This is a genomic window from Alteromonas sp. PRIM-21 (genome assembly GCF_027563165.1).
In the GTDB taxonomy this organism is placed as follows: Bacteria; Pseudomonadota; Gammaproteobacteria; order Enterobacterales; family Alteromonadaceae; genus Alteromonas; species Alteromonas macleodii_A.
The window spans coordinates 34574-53936 of the sequence record NZ_JADOEK010000006.1 but is presented as its reverse complement, the minus strand read 5'-3'; the positions used below and the strand labels follow the sequence as shown (position 1 = coordinate 53936).

Sequence of the window (19363 nt, the reverse complement as noted above, 5' to 3'; positions counted from 1 at the left end):
CCGCTTTTTCTATACTACTACCGCTGTTAAAATGGGACTCTATTGATAACCAGTATATGAACAGAGTAATTTATGGCTGACGCAAAACGTTTTCTTGAAAATGACATTAAAGCGTTGGTTCTCGAAAAACTAAAAGCTAGAAGAATATTAAACCCCGGCGACTGCGTTATTAGCGAATTCACTGTGGACAACCATACACGCCGTACTGACCTACTTCTGGTTCGTAGAAAAGACATTTGGGCGGTAGAAATTAAGAGTGAATTTGATTCACTTGTTCGACTAGAAGAACAGGTCAAAACGTATTCTTCTTTCTTTGATAAGGTGATAGTAGTTTGTGCTCAAAAACATACTAATTCGGTTCTAAATATTTCCCCAATGAATATAGAAGTTTGGGAACTCAATCAGCAAAATCATATTAGAATTGTTAGAAGAGGTAAGATAGCTAAAGTTGTTGATAAACAAAATCTTTTGCGGCTTTTTAAGGTAAGTGAGCTACGAAAACTTGCTCGTGAGATTGGCACTTATGACCCCTCTGCAACAAAACGACAACTGTTAAGTATCCTATCTCGTGCACCGCTAGTGATGATAAGAAATACGATAATTGACGGAATAAGAAGCAGATATAAACTCACTTCGATGCATTTTTGGGAGAATACTAAAAATACAGCTGTATCTACTAAAACAATAAAACTGCTTAGTAAAAATACTAACAAAAAAATTGTTCAGGTTGACTGTGATATGCCGAAATGGCTTTAATTTATTTCATGAGAATTGAATAAGCGTCCAAGCTCAACAAAGGTCAATCAATCCATTCATCATCGGTGTCAATTTCCTCAATCTTCGTATTGTAGTGTAGCTGAGTATGCAAATGGATATTAATTCTTACAGCAGTTGCTTTAGCGGGAGAATTTATACCAAATTTATCTCCAAGTGCTGTTTGCTCAATCATTTGCGTTCCCCATAGCCTCAAGTCAGGCGTCCAATATTCTTCCGCCATTATTTTCTTCGCACACAATGTATATAACTCCTCTTTCTCACCATCAAGCGGCAAATTAGAGTCTTTATATTCTTCCCTTACATATCTCCAGTCATTTTTTAAAGGATAGTCTATCCGTGGGGAGGGAATACCGCCGCCGCCAGTAACTTTCTCAGCCCTAGCACCTCCTCTATCGGAATAGAATAAATTGCTGTTATGTCGCTCCCTTTTTAACTGATTAAACAGAATCCTTTCATGGATAGGATTCTCTCCCTTGTTGTATCCAGAAAACTGTGAGGGGAACGACGAAGCAGATATAGATATTGTGCTTTTTGGTAATACTTTTTTTATTAGGTCAATTCTTCCAGTTAAGTCTTCAACTTTAAAATCTTTTCCAGATATTTGACCTAAATCTAACATGATATGACAATTTTTAGGAGAGTATTTCGCGAGAGCTTTTAACGCTTTATCGACCTCATTTGTACCATTTTTTCTTGTTATTCTTACGACAACTCCTCTGCCAATTGAGCTGAGGCTTTCAATTTGATTATATAAATTCTCAATGCTACCCCATTGAACAGTGGGTATTGCAAAAGGCGTCTCATTAATAAAATTAAACCAATTTGAATATCCATTATTTGGATCCAACAAAGCATTAATTTCGCTAAAGACTTCACGCTCTGGATACTTACCAGTTAACAACCACTCCGCATTGTTTCTTACAAATGTTTCATCAATATCTGCAATCCAATACCGCTCACCGATTGATTTCTTTATTCTATCGATTGTTTTTTCGAGGGTTTTTGCTGTAGCCCAGCCTTTCAGTTGAAATAACGGAAGGAGTTTATTTTTGTCTTTATTGGGGAGCTCTTCCAGTGCATTCATTTCTGAAGGACTTATTGCTAAATATGGTATGTAGTAAAAACTTTCCATTTCGTCTATCGATAACAATTTTAGCTCCTTATTCCTTTCCTAGCCTAATCTTCATTGCAGTGATTGACACTTGAGCATCTGCCGCCAATTTCTCTATTTTTTCTTCCATTTTTTGAGCTTCGACATTTGCCATGGCTTCATTTACTAATGCTATGGGCATCAGGATATCCGCTGCTAGTCTATTAGCTTCAGTTTCCAGATTACTTGGAAGCTTCGATCTGTAAAGCACATCATCTACTAAACCATCTCCAATTAGGTCACGATGCAACAGAAAGTGAGCGATTTCATGAGCGACTGTAAACCTTTGACGTTCTTTCACATCATGACGGTTAACTCTAATTACATACTTACCCTCTTCAAGTCTGATCTCGCCAGAAATCCCTGCACCTAGTGTAGAACTTTTAACTGTTAAACCTAATTCCTTTGCAATGTTTCCAACCTTTACAGGAAACTCTTGATGGTATGACGCGATTATATTGCGGCTATCCTTTTCTAACTTTTGCCACTCATAAGAATAATTAGGCATGTTCACCCTTAGTATTATCTATTGCTCATCGTTATCAAAACTGTACAACTGACCGATTCCGCGATAAGTTTGCTTTTCCACTTCGAGCGCTATAATCCTATCAAAACGCCCCTCTTCTATATATTTTATCAACTGACTATTTACAGCACTATTTGCGACTTCTTCAGCTTTATTTTCAGCCGCAGTTCCTGCCACTTCACTTGCTTTCTGAGCAGATTTTTTCAACATATTACGAAAGCCGAACAATGAGAGAATTGCAATTCCGATACCAATAATCGTTAATAAAACGGTTACACCTGTAAGCATGATTGCCATCCAAAACTCAAAATCGAAGCCATTCTCCTCGTTAAATTTGTTTTGGAGTTTTACGATTTCATCTTTTTGGGCATCCAAGCTACTTTTTAGTTTAGTGATTCTGTCATCGAAAGAAGACTTTGCGGAGCCTAGATTTTCACTAGACTGAACTTGAGAGCTTAATTCATTTATCATCAATTGTTGCTTCTCTGAGCTAACTTTCAGTTCAGCCAGTTGCTTTTGAATTAAAAACTCAAAGTCTTGGGGATTAGACGTTTGCTGTTGGATATTAACATCTGAAACTCGAGCATCTTGTATTTCTGCACTGATTACGTGACAACAAAACGAAATGCTATAAATAATGAAAATTGTTTTAAGTTTTATAGATTTGAATTTGCTCATCCTTAACGCCACTTCCATTTTTGAACGACGTCCATGTTAGTCCAGTTTGTTGTAGATGCAAATAACTAGTTTTTTATAACGCGTGAAACTTTCTGCTACACATTTGCTACATATTTAAAAGAAGAGATTTTTAAGAAAACAGAATCAGGCTACAGCCCTTTAAAAATGGCACATCCGGCGCGATTCGAACGCGCGACCTTTGCCTCCGGAGGGCAATGTAATGAATTAGCTTTTCATGGGTTAGCCCTCAATCGCCCTACCAAAGCTTTTATCATTATTGAACACTTTAAACACCTCACACTGTTGTTTTTCCACCCGCTTTTTAATACGGGTAATTATTAGCGCTAATTGGGTTTATAATAGCGGTTAAACAGTTTTTGAATTACATCGACCAACTTGAGTAGAACATGGCCCATAAAGTACGTTATAAGTTTAAAGGTGTGGCAAAAGAGATAAATTTTTCTTACAGCCTCCATCAAAATATGCATGAAGCTGTGGCCGATGCTGAGGGAATAGACCTTTCCCAGTTCTTGCAAACTGAACAGCAACTCGCTGCTATCAGTAAAGACAAAAAAACCGTAAGAAACTTCAGAGATACCGAATTTGCAAAAATGGGGTTTTCTGAATTGTACTTTTTAAAAAACGGTCAGGAATGATGGTTGGGCCCGATAGGGTTCAAACCTCTGATACCGGAGCGCAATGCCATCAATCAGTTTTTGATTGATGGTCTTCAACCAACCCATGAAAAACCTCAATAGCCCTATCAAAGCTTTCATAATTGTCGAAATAAAGCTGGCTTAATCGGCTTTTCTTGATTTTGTAGGTAGCGCTGGCAAAGGCTAGCGCTTCTCTAAAGCTGTTGAACTCTTCATCGAATACTTTGAACTTTTCGCTCTGTGGTTTTGCCACCCGCGTTATATTGCCGTTTACTTCATAGTCGAACCCAGCAAATTGAAGGCGTGAAAGGGTTTCTTTACCTAATCGCATGCCGCCTTTTAGGCTTATTTGAAATGCGGCATCCATTTCTTCAATTTCTTCCATGCTCCAATGGTTATATACCCTAATGGCCTTTTTGTACTTTTCTGCCAATAGCTTTTTTAACACGGTAATTCTAGGTTCTAACGTGGCGTTATTTTCGTTTTTTAGCAAGTCAAAGCATTCGTTACATGAAGGTACGGAAATAAAGTCGGCCTGTAGGTGTCCGCTTTGCCAATCGTGAATGAATTTTATGGGCGGGATAAAGTCTTGGCGGGCCGCTTCGCAGCCGCAGTAAATACAGCGATTGAAGTCAGCCGAATGCACTGCGTTTAAGGGCTGATAGAATTTTTGATAATTCTTTACTGACATACTGCTACTTTTTCGAATGGTTGATGCTATTCGGGTGCTATTAATCCTGGCTACGTTAACACAGCGCACTTTATGTGAAAGTGAAATGTGTGGCATTAAAATGAAAAAAGCGCCACCTTTCGGCAGCGCTTTGCTTTATAGCTTAATCACTATTTATAACTGAACCACCAAAAGCTACAACCGCGACGGTCTGCTATGCGGGTCGCCTTCTATGTGATCTTTCGGTTCACGAGGTTTAGGTTTGGCCGCAATAGGCACATCTTCTTCACTTTCCTCTTCAATGTCCCATGTGCCTTCTTCGCTCCATGGGTCGTCGTCAGGGAATTCGCCAATGTTGATTTCTTTCACTGAATAGTCGGGCTGATAGCGCATGTCGTAATTAGCTGCCCGCACTATGGCAATACACAGCATTAAGGCTACGGCTAATAGCGGCACGCCCCCTATTATTGATGCGGTTTGTAGCGTTTCTAACCCGCCCACAAACATAAGCACAATAGGCATGAAAGATAGCGCAAAGGCCCAGAATAAGCGGTTCCAGCGTAGTGGTTCTTCGTCTACTTCTTTTTGCACTACAGCTGCCAGAATGTAAGAAATAGAGTCGAAAGTAGTGGCGGTGAATATTAGCGCCAATAGGGTAAATACAAAGATAACCACATAGTCCATAGGCAGCGTGTGAAGCATGGCAAAAATAGCCGCTGTTGGGCTTTCTTGGTTAAGTATGGTGACTACGTCTAGTTCGCCTGAAAGCTGTAAATACAGGCCGTAATTCCCCATTACCATGAAGAATAAAAAGCAGCCCATGGTGCCGAAGAACATAGAGCCTGCCACCATGGTTCGAATGGTACGCCCCCTTGAAATGCGCGCTATAAATAAGCCTACGCTTGGTGCAAATACTAGCCACCATGCCCAGTAGAATATGGTCCAGTCTTGCGGGAAGTGGGTGTTTTCAAAACCGTTAAATTCGGCGAAGGGTTCTAGCCATGTGGCCATTTTTATGATGTTGCTAAGTACTCGACCTAGGGCATCTAAACCTGTATTGGCCATAAACAACGTTGGGCCTACAATGAATATGAATAGCAACAAACCAACCGCCAGCCAAAAGTTTATGTCTGACAGCAGCTTAATGCCTTTTTTAAGGCCAACATACGCGCTGTAGCCGAATATGGCGGTACAGGTTACAAGCACAATTACTTGGGTAGTTAGCGATTTAGGTACCCCGAAGAGTTCGTGCACCCCTTCGTTTATCATAGGTGCTGCCAAGCCAAGCGTAGTTGCCCCGCCGCCTAACATGCCGAATATAAAGCTGATATCGATGATTTTACCTAGCCAGCCGTGGGCCATTTTCTCGCCTATTACCGGCATTAGGGCTTCGGATATTTTAAGTACGCTGTGGTTACGCACGTAGTAAAAGTAAGCAATAGGTACTGCAGGGATAAGGTAAATAGCCCAAGCTAGCGGGCCCCAGTGAAATATACCGTAGGCCGCGGCCCATTTGGCAGCTTCTGGGGTTTCGCCTTCTATATGAAACGGTGGGGCTTGGTAGTAGTACACCCACTCAATCATAGACCAGTACAAGATAGACGCCCCAATACCTGCGCAAAACAGCATGGCAGCCCAGGATACTGGCGAGAACTCAGGCTTTTCTTCAGGTTCGCCCAGTTTGATTTGCCCGATGTCGCTAAACATGATGTACACCATGAAGCCACCAGCCCCCACACCAAGTAGAAGGTACAACACACCAAGTTTACTGGTAACGAAATCTTTAGCAGCTGCCACCCACTGTGCGCCTTGGTCGGGCCAAATGATAAGGGGAAGAGTGACAGACAGAAGAAGAATAAGAGAGCCAAAAAAGGTAGGCTTATCAATAACGCTAAATGCGCTTTCCTGTTCAGTAGAGGCCTTCGGCGAGGCCACATCTCGGGTATTACTACTCATACACGATCCTTTGTTTTGTTTTTTATCGATGCCATTGTGCAATGAAGCTTTAAACGGGCAATCTTATTAAACAGTTTATCAGAATTATGTTATGCATGTTTTATTGCGGCTTTTAGCTGGTTGATAAATTAAACGCTAAAGCGGGACAGATGGGTATATTTGCGCGATTGAATTAACAGACTTTTCGCTGTAATAGCCGTAAAATATAAATATAAGATAATTTTTATATAAAGATTTGGGTTACCCATTTTTTATTGGTGAGTATTAAGGAGAGTGCGTTGGAATACTGGACAACAACACCATTTGAGCCTTTAGCAGGGCTTGCCGGAGGGCTACTTATCGGTACGTCGGTCGTATTATTGCTTTATACGCTTGGACGCATTGCCGGTATTTCAGGTATTGCCGCAGGGGCCATAACGCAAAACGGCATTGAACGCTATTGGCGACTGGCCTTTTTAGCAGGCATTGTTTTATCTGCCGTGCTTTACATGGTGTTTGTTGGTGATTTACAGATTCAAACTCAAATGAGCTCCACATGGCTGGTTGTGGCCGGCTTATTAGTGGGCTTTGGTACACGCCTTGGTTCTGGATGTACGTCGGGTCACGGTGTGGCAGGCTTATCTCGATTATCCCCCCGTTCTATTGTGGCAACGCTTACTTTTATGACAGCTGCAATTGTCACCACGAATATCATCAGACACCTGTAAATTACCGAGGAGCATATACTTATGAGAGCAATTATCGCCTCGCTTATTTGTGGGCTTTTATTTGGTTTAGGCCTTATTGTTTCGGGTATGAGCAACCCTGCCCGCGTACTTAACTTTTTAGATTTCAGTGCAAATTGGGATGCTACGTTAGCCTTTGTGATGGGCGGCGCTATTTTAGTGGCAGCACCGGGTATGTATTGGGTACGCAAGCGCAGCAAACCCTTGTTTGCGAATAAGTTTGATATACCTACCAGCAAAACCATTGATGCAAAGCTAATTCTGGGCTCTGCGGCTTTTGGCATTGGCTGGGGTATTAGCGGCTTTTGCCCAGGGCCTGCCGTAGTAGCGATTGCGTCGCTTCAAACTGATGTGCTGTTATTTGTAGGGGCCATGATTGTCGGCATGCTGGCCCAGCATTTGTTGAAGCCAAAAGCGGCTTAAAACATAAATACCACTACCCTTGCGGCTTTATCCCCTAGTGGGGATAAAGTTGTAATTATCCCTTTAAGGGGGTAAACGTGCCAGTCACTAACAAAAATGAAAATAGCTGACTTATCGTTTTGCGGTTTTCCCTTTCAATACACCTACCCCCAATGCGGCCATAGTTACCGCAACAACGCCGTTTAAGTAATTGAAAAAGGCATAGGGCGCATAGTCGAGTACGTCAACGCCCAGGGTCGCAGAATAGAACGCACCGGCGGTTGTCCACGGAATAAGCCCTGTGGTCATGGTTGCCCCCTCTTCTACCGATCGTGATAGCACCGCAGGGTCAAGGTTCTGCTGTTCATATTTTGGTTTAAACAGTTGGCAATTTAAAATAATAGAGATATAGGCCTCGCCCATAGCTAGGTTACCTAAAAAACCTGATGCTATGGTAACTGCAATTAAGGTTGCCGTACGTTTTACCCGTTCAACAATGCCCGCCAACAGCGCCGATAAAAAGCCCGCACCGTGTAATATTCCGCCTAATGCTATTGCCATTAAAGCAAGTAGTAACGTCCAACTCATACTGCTGATACCGCCCCTACCTAAAAGAGTATCTAAGTTCTCGATGCCCGTATTTTGCGGAGTGTTTTCCCACAGCGCGTTAAGCACATTAATGGTGTTGGCATCTTGGTAGAAAATGGCGATGATAACGGCAAGCAAAATGCTGCACGACATGGTCACTTCAGCCGTAACTTTTTTAATACTCAATACCGTAAGCAATACTAGCGGTAACAGTGTTATATAAGGCGCAAGATTGTAGTGGCTGGTAAGCGCTGCTCTAATTTCAACTACCTGTTCTACATTTAAATTCTGGTTTGCGTAACTGAACCCTATTACTAAGAAAATAACGAAAGTGAGAAGAAAACTAGGCAGCGTAGTAAGTAACATGGCGTACATATGCCGATAAAGGTTGGTGCCCGCACTCATGGCCGCAAGGTTAGTGGTATCAGAAACCGGAGACATTTTATCGCCAAAGGTTGCACCGCATACCACCATGGCCGCCACTATAGGTAGTGGTATGTTCATGGCGGTACCAATGCCCATTAGCACTACGCCCATAGTACCCACCGTTCCCCACGATGTGCCCGTAGCTACCGACATTACCCCACAAAGCACTAATCCCACTGCTAGAAATATGCTGGGGTTCAGCCAGCTTAAACCGAAATAAATTAGCGTTGAGATAGTGCCGCTTTGCATAAAGCTGGCGATAACCATGCCTATAAGAATAAAGATGTATATTGCAGGTATGGCCCGGGTTAATGCGCTGGTCATTAATTCGCGGATTTGCAGGTATGTGTGCCCCAAACTAAACGCATTAATACCGGCCCATAATAAACACATAAATATAAGCGCGTGCAGGCTAATACCTAGGCCAAACAACCCACCCGCTATTAGCGCGACAATAACGCTAAAACAAACCAGTGACTGAGCAAAACTAGGGTTACGTAAAGACTGAGGCGACATGAAGGGCTCGTTGATACGTTTTTAAAAAAATGAAAGTAGTGAAAACCAGTATAGCGACTTTGCTATGCGTTGGAACGACTTTGATAAGCTTTAAAAAGGAGTGAAACTGATCATTTAAGAGACTTCCTGCTTTGTTCTTTTGCAGGCGCGTAGAGGTGCTATAAACACACAGCAGTCAACTTTAACTTAAATCACGCGCTGCAGGATTAAATATCATATGTTGGCTGTGGTATAAAACACATATATACCATATTAGGTATATTTTAACTTTATACCAATTTAAGCATAAACTTGTTTTATACCATATTTGATATAAGCTTTATTTATTCATTATTTTGCACAAAAACCGTTATGAAAGTTAACACGCCGAAAGATTTAAGCGCTGTAATTAGAGACTGTCGGAAACTTAAAGGTTGGACTCAAGCCGAGTTAGCAGAGCGTATTGGCGTGTATCAAAAGGATGTTTCAAATTGTGAAACCAAGCCTGAAAAAATCTCGGTAGAGATGCTTATCAAACTGTGTGCTGCACTTAACCTTGAGTTTAGTGTTGGCAAGTTACCTAGCGTTGACGTATCAGCACCAGCAACTGCAAATACGAAAAAGTCACTGAGATTTTAATGGGACGAAAATCACACACCCGCACACTTTATTGTTCAATGAACGGGTTTCCAGTAGGTGAGCTTTATTCAAAAAAAGGACGTTTGAGCTTTAAATACACCACAGAATGGCTTGAAGTTGAGGGTGGCCGTGCAATTTCTCTCAGTCTGCCGATGCAAAACGCAGAGATAACGGGCGATGCCGTACATGCTTATTTTGAAAACTTACTACCGGATACAGGCGCTATAAGAGAACATATAAAAGACCGTTTAGGTGCAGATAGTGCCAAACCTTTCGACTTGTTGGCTAAAATTGGCAAAGATTGTGTTGGAGCACTCACATTCACAACAGAGCCCACCACTCGAGAAGCTCCCTCGCTATCACTTACTCCTTTGTCTGACGCTGATGTAGCCCAAACCATTAGAAATACTCGCCTTAATAAAATGTTGGGTATGAACTCAGAAAATGATTTCAGAATTTCTCTTGCTGGTGCACAAGAAAAGACAGCGCTAACCCTTTGGGAAAATAAATGGTGTCAACCACAGGGTTCAACGCCAACTACACACATAATAAAGCCTCCTATTCTTCACCACGAGAATTTAGGAATAAACTTATCTTCGAGTGTAGACAATGAATGGTTCTGCCAAACATTCATGAAAAACCTCGGCTTGAATGTGGCAAATTGTGAGATTGCACAGTTTGAAGATCAGAAAGTACTTGTGGTTGAACGATTTGATCGCAGAATTGATGAAGGTACTATTTTCCGACTTCCTCAAGAAGATATATGTCAAGCACTAGGGAAAGTGAGTGGTTCAAAGTATGAGGAAAAGGGCGGCCCAGGCTCTCAGCAGATAATGAACCTGCTATCTGGTTCTAAAAACGCATACGAAGATAGACTCGAATTTCTGCGTGTCCAAATTGTATTTTGGCTACTTGCTGCAATTGATGGACATGGGAAAAACTTTAGCATCGCATTAGATCAGGATGGTTATCGACTAACACCCATTTATGATGTGTTAAGTGCTTACCCATACTTTGGACAAGGAAATATTCAAGCGAAGAAAATAAAGATGGCAATGAAAGTCCACAGCAAGAATACACATTACAAGTGGAACGAAATTTTGGCCAGACACTGGCCTGAGCACGCTAAAAAACAAGGGATACCTGAAGCACAAACCCTCGCTATCATGGCATATTTGAGTAAAAAGGTAGAGCCAGCATTACACGCCTCTTTCAAGCAAGCAAATACGACTTTTGACATGTATGTTGGTGAAATTATTGCCGAGCGTACACTCACCTGCTTACGCAAAATAGCGAGTTTTCTAGAAAATTCCTCTGTCTAAGAAGCCGTACATGCTTCAATAAGCAAAGACCCACGGACTCATCAAGTCTTTCCCAATGGGCAGAATAGAAAGACACATCATTTGACACATAAAACACCATATTTGACCATTAAACCCATAACTCGCCATTTTTAATTAGTTAACTAACGCTTTTTATTAAGTGGCCATACTTAAAGGGTTACGTCACTACTAGCTATATTTGGTGTTTTATTAACAAAGTTGAATACAAGAAAAAACTGCTTGGCAACATAGCAAAACAAGCGAAAGCCGCCTCTATGGATCAAGAAGAGTTAACGCTATCTTGGAAAAGGTAATGGCCCGCCCTAGAGGATTCGAACCTCTGACCTCGGCCTCCGGAGGGCCGCGCTCTATCCAGCTGAGCTAAGGGCGGTTTATAGAACTAGTGAGATAATCACCGAACGTTTACAACAAGGAATACGCGACTACACGTATGCTGCAAACGGGGCGTAATAATACTGACGCCACGGGCTGGCTTCAACTCATTTATTAAAATCTCTTTAGATGGCTTGGCATAAGTGTTAAAAATCCTTACTTTTTATGGGTAATTGGCCTCAAATAGTTGTTCAGCCCCAATTAACCGTTATAATCTGGCCAGTTATATTTTAAACAAATTCATCATTGCCTGGAGACAGATGTGAAATTAAAGACTTGGTTAACTGTTGCTGCTACTGCGCTAACTGTTTTTGCAGCACAAGCACAAGAAATGAGTAACGATGAAATTGCCGATCGCATTAAGCCGGTAGGTCAGGTACATGTTGCAGGTGCAGCGGCAGAAGGTAGCGCTGCAGCAGCTGGCGGTGCAAAGTCTGGCGAAGACGTTTACAACTCTGCATGTGTAGCTTGCCACTCTGCAGGTGTTCTGGGTGCTCCTAAAGTGCACGTTGCAGCAGACTGGCAGCCTCGTTTGGACGAGCGCGGTCTTGACGGTGTATGGCAAAACGCTTTGAACGGTATTAACGCAATGCCTCCTCGCGGTACCTGTGGCAACTGTTCTGACGACGAAATTAAAGCCGCTATTGAGTACATGATTGAAGGTATCTAATACCTACACAATCACAACAACTTGATGGAAAAAGTAGCGTTTTACCCTCTAATCGGGTAATTTAACCTGTTGGGAAACGTTACTTTTTTTACTGGCGAGCGGAATGTCACAAGATTCGACGCAACACGAGTTGACGGAAGAAGAACTGCGCGAACTTATACCGCAGCTTCAACAACTCACCGAAAAATATAAGCGCGCTGAACGTGTTCAGAAGGCGCTATTTGATATTTCCGAACTTGCCAGCTCTGTAAGTCACCTTAACCGCCTTTACTCCGCTATTCACGAAATCATTGCCGATTTCATGAATGCCGACAATTTCTTTGTTGCCTTTTACGAACCTGAAAGCAACGTTGTCGACTTTGCCTATTTTATAGATGAATTCGACGAACAAACCGTTCCTCAGCTTCCTGCCGAGTCTTTGATGGACGGTATGACCGGCTATATTCTTAAAACCGGCAACTATCTATTTTACAAACGCGACGAAGAAGAAACCTTTGCTTCTGAGCACGATATCAAGTTGGTAGGCTCCCAACCTTTTGAACTACTAGGCGTTCCCCTAAAACGCGGTAGCCAAGTGATTGGGGCAATGGTTGTGCAAACTTATGATGAGGGTGTGCACTACAGCCAAGAAGATCTAGAGGTTTTGCTTTTTGTTTCCCAGCATATTGTTACCACGGTAGATAGGGTAAAGAACCGAGAGCTTACCGAACGCACCATTCGCGAACGTACCCGCCAACTTCGAAAGATTAACGACGACCTTCAAGAAGAAATTTTAGAACGTCAAAAAGTAGAGTCGTTACAGCAAGCGTTGTTCGAGATCTCTGAGTTGGCGGCAAATCTTGAAGGCGATATGAATGCCTTCTACTCAAGCCTTCACGATATTCTTGCACGGCTTATTAGCGCGCCGAACTGCTACATTGCTATTCTGGACAAAGAGAAAGAGATGCTGGAGTTTCCTTACTTCAGCGACTCCAAAGAAAAAGATATCAGTGCTAGACCGCTTGGCTTAGGGCTTACCGAATATGTATTACGTACGGGCCAAGCCGAGTTGATAAACCCACCCAAGGTGTTGGAACTTGCTGAGTCGGGTGACATAGATGTTTCTGTTGCTCAAACCATGTTAAATAGCGCTAACTCTTGGCTTGGTTCTCCCCTTGTTGTTGAGGGCGAAATAGCTGGTGTTATAGCGGTTCAAACTTATGGCAAGCTGGCAAAATATAATGCTCGCGACCAAGAGCTTCTTCGCTTTGTATCGCACCATATTGCGGTAGCCATTGAGCGCAAGCGCAACACTGAGTCGATGCAGCGCTACAACATTGAGCTTGAAGAGCGCGTGAAAGAGCGCACCGCAGAGCTTAACCGCGCGAACAAGTTTTTAAAGCAGCAAATTGAAGAGCGTAAAGAGATTGAGCTTAAGCTAATTCACGACGCCCACCACGACTCGCTAACCGATTTACCCAACCGCGCTATGTTCACAAGCCGGTTAGAGCTAGCCGTAGCTAGCAAGCAACGTTACAGCGATAACTTATTCGCGGTGTTATTTATCGACTTAGACCGCTTTAAAGTTATTAACGACACGCTAGGTCACCACGCGGGCGACGAGTTTTTAATTGAGGTCGCAAGACGTATTGCGCTGTGTATTCGCGGTCACGACCTACTTGCTCGGTTAGGTGGTGATGAGTTTGTTGTTCTGCTGGATAACTTTGAAGATGTGGCAGATGTTGAAGAAGTAGCCAGCCGTATTATTTCATCAATTTCAGAGCCGTTCTTACTAGATGGTCGCGAAATGTATTCCGGCGCCAGCGTGGGTATTGCCCACTTAGAAACCTATTATCGCAGCGCCGACGAAGTCTTACGCGATGCAGACGCCGCCATGTACCAAGCGAAGACGCTGGGTCGTGGCCGTTACGTGATGTTTGATAAGAGCATGCGTGAAAGACTAATAGAAGAGCTGGAGCTTGAGAATGAATTCAGGCGGGCCCTGCGTGAAGAAGAGTTTGATTACTTTTTGCAGCCAGTGATTGACTTAAATGACAAGAGCACGCTGTATAAAGAAATGTATATTCGCTGGTCTCACCCCGCCTACGGCAAAATAGCCCGCGAGCAATTTAGGCAAGTGGCAGAGCACAGCGGCCTAACGCTAGACCTTGATTTATTTCAGCTAAACAAAGCGTGCGAGTTACTCAACCACTACAAGAATACCGATGAGCCTATTAACAAAATAGCGGTTAATGTGTCGATTAACCATTTATTGCAGGCTTCTATGGTTAATCAAATGATAGATGTAATTGCAGCATCTGATATTACACCAAGCCAGCTTGTGTTTGAATTTGATGAAAATGATTTAAATCGGCGTTCGCAGTTTATCTTACCGGCAATTAAAAAGCTTAAACGCGCTGGCGTAACGCTTGTTCTTGATAACTTTGGTAGCGGATTAGCCTCGCTAAGTTATCTGTTTGCTTACCCTTTCGACTTCATAAAGATTGATCACCGATTTGTAAAATCACTCCCCCGCTCTCAGCGTAACTTGAAGCTTATTCAATCGGTGATGCTGATTTCTGAACACTTGAAGTTTCAGGTTATAGCCGAGGGTGTGGATTCTCGAGCCCAGCTTGACGCCTTAAATGAAATTGAGTGTTCGTATGGTCAGGGCAAGATATTAAAGCACGCAAAAGTGCTCGATATGGCACTGCTAGCCGGCTAAAAGTAAGTACTTACTTGCACCTCTAACCATACTACTTTTTCCCTAAAATACCTCTTAGGTTAGCAATACCCACCTGAGCTTTTTGCTGGCGCTCTTCTTTCGTTGCCTTTGGCTTTTGGTTTTCCCATTGTACGTCATCGGGCGGCAGCTCGAATAAAAAGCGGCTTGGCTCTGGATTAATCACTTCACCAAACTGACGGCGTTCTTTGGCAAGGCTGAATATAAGCTCACGCTGAGCTCGGGTAATACCTACGTAGGCTAGTCGGCGCTCTTCTTCTACATTGTCTTCATCGATACTGCTTTGGTGAGGGAGTAACCCCTCTTCCATACCCACTAAGAACACAATGGGAAACTCAAGACCTTTTGAGGCATGCAAGGTCATTAACTGAACCTGGTCCCCTTCCCCGTCGTCTTCGCCCCGCTCCATCATATCGCGCAGTATTAAGCGATTTACTACCTCTGTTAAGGTCATGGGTTGGTCGAGGTCATTGCCTTCTAGCATGTCGTTAACCCAGCCGAATAAGGTACTAACGTTGGCCATCGCCATTTCAGCGGCCTTGGGGCTGGCGCTGGTTTCATAAAGCCATTCTTCATAACCCATTGTGCGGATCATGGTGCGCACTGCATCTGCGGTGTTGCCACGTTCGGCGTTGTCCGACAGCTCAACTACCCAGCGAGCAAAGGTGGAAACCGAATGAAAAGCTTTGTCGGGCAGCACGCTGTTTAAGTTAGGATGCGTTGCGGCTTCAAACATAGACACGCCCAAACTATTAGCAAAGTTGCCTAACTTTTCTAGCGTAGCGCGACCTATACCGCGCCCTGGCGTGTTTATTATGCGCAGCAAAGCGTTATCGTCGTCCTGATTCACCAATAGCCGTAAATAGGCCATGATGTCTTTCACTTCGGCACGACCAAAGAACGACATGCCACCACTTATTTTGTAAGGAATGCGGTTGCTCATTAACAGCTTTTCAAAGATACGGCTTTGGTGATTCCCACGATACAAGATGGCGTAGTCTTTAAACTGAGTACGGTTCATGAACTTGTGCGCCAGCAGTTCAGCCACCACCCGCTCACCTTCATGTTCTTCGTTCTTCGCCTCTATCACTTTAAGCGGCTCGCCGTACTGTAACTCTGAGAAGAGGGTTTTATCGAACAAGTGTGGATTGTTCTGAATAAGAATATTCGCGCAATGTAGAATACGACCTGACGAGCGGTAGTTTTGCTGCAGCTTAATCACGTTTAATCGCGGAAAATCTTCTTGTAGCAAATGTAGGTTTTGCGGCTTCGCACCACGCCAAGAATAAATAGACTGGTCGTCGTCGCCAACCACGGTAAAGCGTGCGCGCTCGCCTACTAATAACTTTACTAACTCGTACTGACTGGTGTTGGTATCTTGGTATTCATCCACCAGCAGATAGCGAATTTTGCTTTGCCATTTTGCTCTGATCGTTTCGCTGCTTTTTAAAAGCAGAGTGGGCAGCAGAATAAGGTCGTCAAAATCTAGTGCGTTATAGGCTTTTAGGTTGTCTTGGTAGCGCTTATAGGCCTCTGCAAATTCTCTTTCGCCTGTGCTGGTTGCCGACTTTAATAAGGCATCGGGCAAGATAAGGTCGTTTTTCCAGTTCGAGATACAGCTTTGCAGCAGCTGAAGCTGATCTTTATCGCCATCGAGGGTGTCAGAGGTTAAGTCGTTAAGCAGGGCAAACGAGTCTTTATCATCGAACAGCGAGAACCCCGGTTTTAGGCCTAAGTCTTTTACATGGGCTTTAATAATGGTTAAGCCCATAGTGTGAAAGGTAGATACCTTTAACCCTCGCGCCTCTGGCTTACCCAAGGTCTGCGCCACACGTTCTTTCATTTCACGTGCTGCTTTGTTGGTAAAGGTTACCGCTGCAATATAGCGTGCCGGCATATCGCAGTTTCTAACTAAATGAGCAATCTTGTTCGTAATTACACGAGTTTTACCACTGCCCGCCCCTGCCAGCACCAAACATGGGCCAGACACATAGGTTACGGCAGATTCTTGAGCTTCATTTAGTTTCATTTAATTCCTAAAACAACGTACATTTGGGCGTAACACGGTTTTCATTGCATGTCGCGACGATACCGATAGAATAGCTTTCATATTTTGAGCTGCGCATTATAAGGGAATTCCATGTTGGATCCGAAGAAACTCGAAGATTTAGCGAAACAAATTGCTGATGCCGTACCACCAGGCGTTAAAAACATGGCTGAAGAAGCAGAAGGCCGAGTGAAAACAGTATTGCAGTCGCAGCTGTCGAAACTTGATTTAGTGACTCGCGAAGAGTTCGATATTCAAAGCCAAGTGCTTATCCGCACTCGCGAAAAGCTAGACGCTATGGAAAGTCGCATTGCCGAGCTAGAAGCGAAACTAGCAGAAAAGTAACTGTTCACAGCTTATAGAAAACTCAAAGGCGCCTTCATGGCGCTTTTTTTGTGGCTGAATACCATTCACAATGGTTTGTATTGGGCTAGGTACTTTTACTGTTACACCAAACAAAAATGCAGCGCCGTACCAAGCGTGATGGCTAAGCCAATGTAGTGGTTTTCAATAAACGCTGTGAAACAGCCTTCACGCTGGCGGCGTTTAATAAGTTGATATTGGCGCACGCATAGCAAAGCAGAAAACAGCACGGCTGTGTAGTAAGGCCATGTCGCATTGATTGTTACGCCTATACACCACAGAATAGTTAGCGCGCAGGCTTGCAACAACATTACTATTAGCACATCGTTTTTACCGAACAATATAGCGGTAGACTTAACGCCTATTTGCAAATCGTCGTCGCGGTCTACCATGGCGTACATGGTGTCGTACGCTACTGTCCATAGTAAGTTAGCAATAAATAACCACCAAGCGTACGTTGGGACAGTTTCTAGCACGGCCATAAAAGCCATGGGAATGGCCCAGCCAAATGCCGCGCCTAATACCACCTGCGGCAAGTGGGTATAACGCTTCATAAAGGGATAGCTTGCAGCAAGCAAAAGCGCTACAACAGATAACGCGATAGTTTGCCAGTTAAGAAACAGCACTAACACAAACGCAATGGCGATCAGTGCGCCAAATAACTGCAGCGCTTGTTTTGGCTTAACTTCCCCAGTTGCCAAGGGGCGCTGGGTTGTGCGCTTTACGCGTCCGTCCACTTTTCTGTCAGCATAGTCATTGATAACGCAGCCTGCTGAACGCATTACGACTACGCCAGCCACAAAGATAAGCGTAATACCTAAAGGCGGTAAACCTTGCGCCGCCATTAGCAGTGCCCACAATGTAGGCCATAGCAGTAAATAAATACCTACAGGTTTATCTAGGCGCATAAGTCGCGCGTATGCATTCCAATTGTGTTTCATAATTGTTGTTCGCTTTCCTTTTCGCTTGTCGCTGACTGACCGTAAGCCGGAGAATGAGGAAGAAAAACTTCTGCCACTATCATGCTGTAGTTATCTAACGTAAACAACGAGCGTCTTCCCCACAAGGTTTGGTTACTATTGATGCCAAACTGGGAGGCTTGGGCAGTACACAATTGGAACTGTGAGCGAGTGAACCGCGTGTCGTTAAACAAACGTTTTCCCAGTGGCTCGCGGCCTAAGTCAGAAAGCTCACTGTCTACAAATGCTTGAGGAATAATAGAGCGTGCAAACACCCAAGGTTGATGATTACCACACAGTAGAATTTCCCGAGCTTGATAACTGGTATTGCCGTTGTTGTGTAATAGCGATAACTCGTTGTCGTGAGGTATTTGCGTGCGCTGCCCAATAAGCTCCAGCGAAAAATGGTCACTTAAGGATTGCACTCGCTCGGTTAATGACCCTGTGTCTAACAACCAGTTTTTAAGCTGTGCATTAGGAATTGTGATGCCAGAAGGTGCTTGCCAGTCAACCGCCAAACCCACTGGAAAAGTGGCATTAAAACTCACACGAAAAGCCCGAATAATGAATCTGTTAGTATGATAACACGTCATGTGAGAATATTTTCACTTGGTTAAACTTTTGCAGTAGTGTGTTTGATTAGAGATTTGCTACACTACCAAGTGAATTTATTACTTTGGTGTTTCGGACTCCACTATGTTTAAGTCACTAGTTTTACGTGTATTTGCGGTTAGTTTTTTTGTTTTAGGGTGCAATTCAGCGCTGGCGCAAGATAAAGCCAACTATGCTTATTTGGGCTTAGAGCCAGAGATTGTTACCAACTATATTAGCGATAGCGCGCAAAAGCTGGGGTATGTTCGCGTGTCGGTTGAGTTGATGATTCACGATGTGAACCAACTGGAAATCGCTGAACACCATATGCCGCTACTACGCTCTACCGCCATTGAAATTTTCGGGCAGCAGCCAGCAGAAAAAGTAAAATCGTTAACCGGTCGTGAAGATATCCGTCGCTCTATTTTAAAAGCACTTCAGGATCACATGATGCAGGAAACCGGTGGTGAAGTGATTAAGAACGTTATTTTTACTAAGTATTTGTACCAAGGTGCTTAAGCAGAATAAAAGCTGCCTAAGCGACTAAAAAAGCGAGCTTTTAACGAGCTCGCTTTTTTGTTTCTATAGCAGTTTTACCGTTTTTATTA

General features: G+C 43.4%; 19 protein-coding genes and 1 tRNA gene. 10 read left to right on the top strand and 10 right to left on the bottom strand.

All coding sequences use genetic code 11. From position 1 onward, the window contains the following. The first annotated feature begins 72 nt into the window (after positions 1-72). Complete coding sequence (locus IW644_RS10365) at positions 73-756, top strand: sce7726 family protein (protein ID WP_269917533.1); 684 nt, start codon at positions 73-75, stop codon at positions 754-756. Between the two features lie 43 nt (positions 757-799). On the opposite strand, the gene IW644_RS10360 is transcribed toward IW644_RS10365, so the two are convergent. Genes IW644_RS10360 through IW644_RS10350 form a run of 3 tightly spaced genes read right to left on the bottom strand, consistent with a single transcriptional unit; the run spans position 800 to position 3131 of the window. After that, positions 800-1927 (bottom strand): beta family protein, encoded by a 1128-nt coding sequence (locus IW644_RS10360; RefSeq protein ID WP_269917532.1) that lies wholly within the window; start codon positions 1925-1927, stop codon positions 800-802. A gap of 10 nt (positions 1928-1937) precedes the next feature. Beyond that, positions 1938-2435 (bottom strand): ImmA/IrrE family metallo-endopeptidase, encoded by a 498-nt coding sequence (locus tag IW644_RS10355; RefSeq protein ID WP_269917531.1) that lies wholly within the window; start codon positions 2433-2435, stop codon positions 1938-1940. A gap of 18 nt (positions 2436-2453) precedes the next feature. Then, positions 2454-3131, bottom strand: a complete 678-nt coding sequence (locus tag IW644_RS10350) for a hypothetical protein (protein WP_269917530.1) — start codon at positions 3129-3131, stop codon at positions 2454-2456. 407 nt (positions 3132-3538) lie between these two features. On the opposite strand from IW644_RS10350, the gene IW644_RS10345 reads away from it, so the two are divergent. After that, positions 3539-3787: a DUF2960 family protein gene (locus IW644_RS10345; protein WP_024015448.1), complete on the top strand. Its 249-nt coding sequence runs from the start codon at positions 3539-3541 to the stop codon at positions 3785-3787. A 49-nt stretch (positions 3788-3836) separates the two neighbouring features. On the opposite strand, the gene IW644_RS10340 is transcribed toward IW644_RS10345, so the two are convergent. Then, positions 3837-4478 carry a hypothetical protein gene (locus IW644_RS10340; RefSeq protein ID WP_269917529.1) on the bottom strand — a complete coding sequence of 214 codons (642 nt, stop codon included), beginning with the start codon at positions 4476-4478 and terminating at the stop codon, positions 3837-3839. Positions 4479-4652: 174 nt separating this feature from the next. Beyond that, the gene (locus IW644_RS10335) at positions 4653-6413 is read right to left on the bottom strand and encodes a BCCT family transporter (protein ID WP_269917528.1); all 1761 of its coding nucleotides are present in this window, start codon (positions 6411-6413) and stop codon (positions 4653-4655) included. Between the two features lie 278 nt (positions 6414-6691). Here IW644_RS10335 and IW644_RS10330 point away from each other — a divergent pair, with 278 nt between their 5' ends. Then, on the top strand, positions 6692-7120 hold the full coding sequence (locus IW644_RS10330) for a YeeE/YedE family protein (protein ID WP_269917527.1): 429 nt from the start codon (positions 6692-6694) through the stop codon (positions 7118-7120). Positions 7121-7141: 21 nt separating this feature from the next. Next, positions 7142-7561 carry a YeeE/YedE family protein gene (locus IW644_RS10325; RefSeq protein ID WP_269917526.1) on the top strand — a complete coding sequence of 140 codons (420 nt, stop codon included), beginning with the start codon at positions 7142-7144 and terminating at the stop codon, positions 7559-7561. A gap of 111 nt (positions 7562-7672) precedes the next feature. Here the strand turns inward: IW644_RS10325 and nhaC are convergent, their stop codons facing one another. Continuing rightward, positions 7673-9070, bottom strand: coding sequence for a Na+/H+ antiporter NhaC (gene nhaC, locus IW644_RS10320; RefSeq protein ID WP_269917525.1), 1398 nt, complete (start codon positions 9068-9070; stop codon positions 7673-7675). 351 nt (positions 9071-9421) lie between these two features. Between nhaC and IW644_RS10315 the strand changes: the two genes are divergently transcribed. After that, positions 9422-9688, top strand: coding sequence for a helix-turn-helix domain-containing protein (locus IW644_RS10315; RefSeq protein ID WP_269917524.1), 267 nt, complete (start codon positions 9422-9424; stop codon positions 9686-9688). Then, a complete protein-coding gene (locus tag IW644_RS10310) occupies positions 9688-11010 on the top strand; it encodes a type II toxin-antitoxin system HipA family toxin (RefSeq protein WP_269917523.1) in 1323 nt (440 codons plus the stop codon). Before IW644_RS10315 ends, IW644_RS10310 begins: the two co-directional genes overlap by 1 nt. A gap of 314 nt (positions 11011-11324) precedes the next feature. On the opposite strand, the gene IW644_RS10305 is transcribed toward IW644_RS10310, so the two are convergent. Further along, positions 11325-11401, bottom strand: a tRNA-Arg gene (locus tag IW644_RS10305). Between the two features lie 264 nt (positions 11402-11665). Between IW644_RS10305 and IW644_RS10300 the strand changes: the two genes are divergently transcribed. Together IW644_RS10300 and IW644_RS10295 are read left to right on the top strand one after the other, a co-directional pair. Beyond that, positions 11666-12073: a c-type cytochrome gene (locus IW644_RS10300; RefSeq protein ID WP_179981921.1), complete on the top strand. Its 408-nt coding sequence runs from the start codon at positions 11666-11668 to the stop codon at positions 12071-12073. A gap of 103 nt (positions 12074-12176) precedes the next feature. After that, on the top strand, positions 12177-14777 hold the full coding sequence (locus IW644_RS10295; RefSeq protein WP_269917522.1) for a bifunctional diguanylate cyclase/phosphodiesterase: 2601 nt from the start codon (positions 12177-12179) through the stop codon (positions 14775-14777). Between the two features lie 31 nt (positions 14778-14808). On the opposite strand, the gene rep is transcribed toward IW644_RS10295, so the two are convergent. After that, positions 14809-16824 (bottom strand): DNA helicase Rep, encoded by a 2016-nt coding sequence (gene rep / locus IW644_RS10290; RefSeq protein WP_269917521.1) that lies wholly within the window; start codon positions 16822-16824, stop codon positions 14809-14811. 111 nt (positions 16825-16935) lie between these two features. Between rep and ubiK the strand changes: the two genes are divergently transcribed. After that, complete coding sequence (gene ubiK, locus IW644_RS10285) at positions 16936-17187, top strand: ubiquinone biosynthesis accessory factor UbiK (RefSeq protein ID WP_012516595.1); 252 nt, start codon at positions 16936-16938, stop codon at positions 17185-17187. 101 nt (positions 17188-17288) lie between these two features. Here the strand turns inward: ubiK and ubiA are convergent, their stop codons facing one another. Together ubiA and IW644_RS10275 are read right to left on the bottom strand one after the other, a co-directional pair. Continuing rightward, positions 17289-18146 (bottom strand): 4-hydroxybenzoate octaprenyltransferase, encoded by an 858-nt coding sequence (gene ubiA / locus IW644_RS10280; protein WP_269917520.1) that lies wholly within the window; start codon positions 18144-18146, stop codon positions 17289-17291. Further along, positions 18143-18712 (bottom strand): chorismate--pyruvate lyase family protein, encoded by a 570-nt coding sequence (locus IW644_RS10275; protein WP_269917519.1) that lies wholly within the window; start codon positions 18710-18712, stop codon positions 18143-18145. Before IW644_RS10275 ends, ubiA begins: the two co-directional genes overlap by 4 nt. A gap of 148 nt (positions 18713-18860) precedes the next feature. Between IW644_RS10275 and IW644_RS10270 the strand changes: the two genes are divergently transcribed. Beyond that, the gene (locus IW644_RS10270) at positions 18861-19274 is read left to right on the top strand and encodes a flagellar basal body-associated protein FliL (protein WP_269917518.1); all 414 of its coding nucleotides are present in this window, start codon (positions 18861-18863) and stop codon (positions 19272-19274) included. Positions 19275-19363: the final 89 nt, after the last annotated feature.

Excerpts from the sequence above, each read along its gene's own strand:
- IW644_RS10335 (WP_269917528.1), bottom strand. The coding sequence starts at position 6,413 with ATGAGTAGTAATACCCGAGATGTGGCCTCGCCGAAGGCCTCTACTGAA.
- IW644_RS10270 (WP_269917518.1), top strand. The coding sequence starts at position 18,861 with ATGTTTAAGTCACTAGTTTTACGTGTATTTGCGGTTAGTTTTTTTGTT.
- nhaC (WP_269917525.1), bottom strand. The coding sequence starts at position 9,070 with ATGTCGCCTCAGTCTTTACGTAACCCTAGTTTTGCTCAGTCACTGGTT.
- IW644_RS10325 (WP_269917526.1), top strand. The coding sequence starts at position 7,142 with ATGAGAGCAATTATCGCCTCGCTTATTTGTGGGCTTTTATTTGGTTTA.
- IW644_RS10340 (WP_269917529.1), bottom strand. The coding sequence starts at position 4,478 with ATGTCAGTAAAGAATTATCAAAAATTCTATCAGCCCTTAAACGCAGTG.
- IW644_RS10345 (WP_024015448.1), top strand. The coding sequence starts at position 3,539 with ATGGCCCATAAAGTACGTTATAAGTTTAAAGGTGTGGCAAAAGAGATA.
- IW644_RS10355 (WP_269917531.1), bottom strand. The coding sequence starts at position 2,435 with ATGCCTAATTATTCTTATGAGTGGCAAAAGTTAGAAAAGGATAGCCGC.
- IW644_RS10350 (WP_269917530.1), bottom strand. The coding sequence starts at position 3,131 with ATGAGCAAATTCAAATCTATAAAACTTAAAACAATTTTCATTATTTAT.
- IW644_RS10365 (WP_269917533.1), top strand. The coding sequence starts at position 73 with ATGGCTGACGCAAAACGTTTTCTTGAAAATGACATTAAAGCGTTGGTT.
- IW644_RS10295 (WP_269917522.1), top strand. The coding sequence starts at position 12,177 with ATGTCACAAGATTCGACGCAACACGAGTTGACGGAAGAAGAACTGCGC.
- rep (WP_269917521.1), bottom strand. The coding sequence starts at position 16,824 with ATGAAACTAAATGAAGCTCAAGAATCTGCCGTAACCTATGTGTCTGGC.
- ubiK (WP_012516595.1), top strand. The coding sequence starts at position 16,936 with ATGTTGGATCCGAAGAAACTCGAAGATTTAGCGAAACAAATTGCTGAT.
- IW644_RS10315 (WP_269917524.1), top strand. The coding sequence starts at position 9,422 with ATGAAAGTTAACACGCCGAAAGATTTAAGCGCTGTAATTAGAGACTGT.
- ubiA (WP_269917520.1), bottom strand. The coding sequence starts at position 18,146 with ATGAAACACAATTGGAATGCATACGCGCGACTTATGCGCCTAGATAAA.
- IW644_RS10310 (WP_269917523.1), top strand. The coding sequence starts at position 9,688 with ATGGGACGAAAATCACACACCCGCACACTTTATTGTTCAATGAACGGG.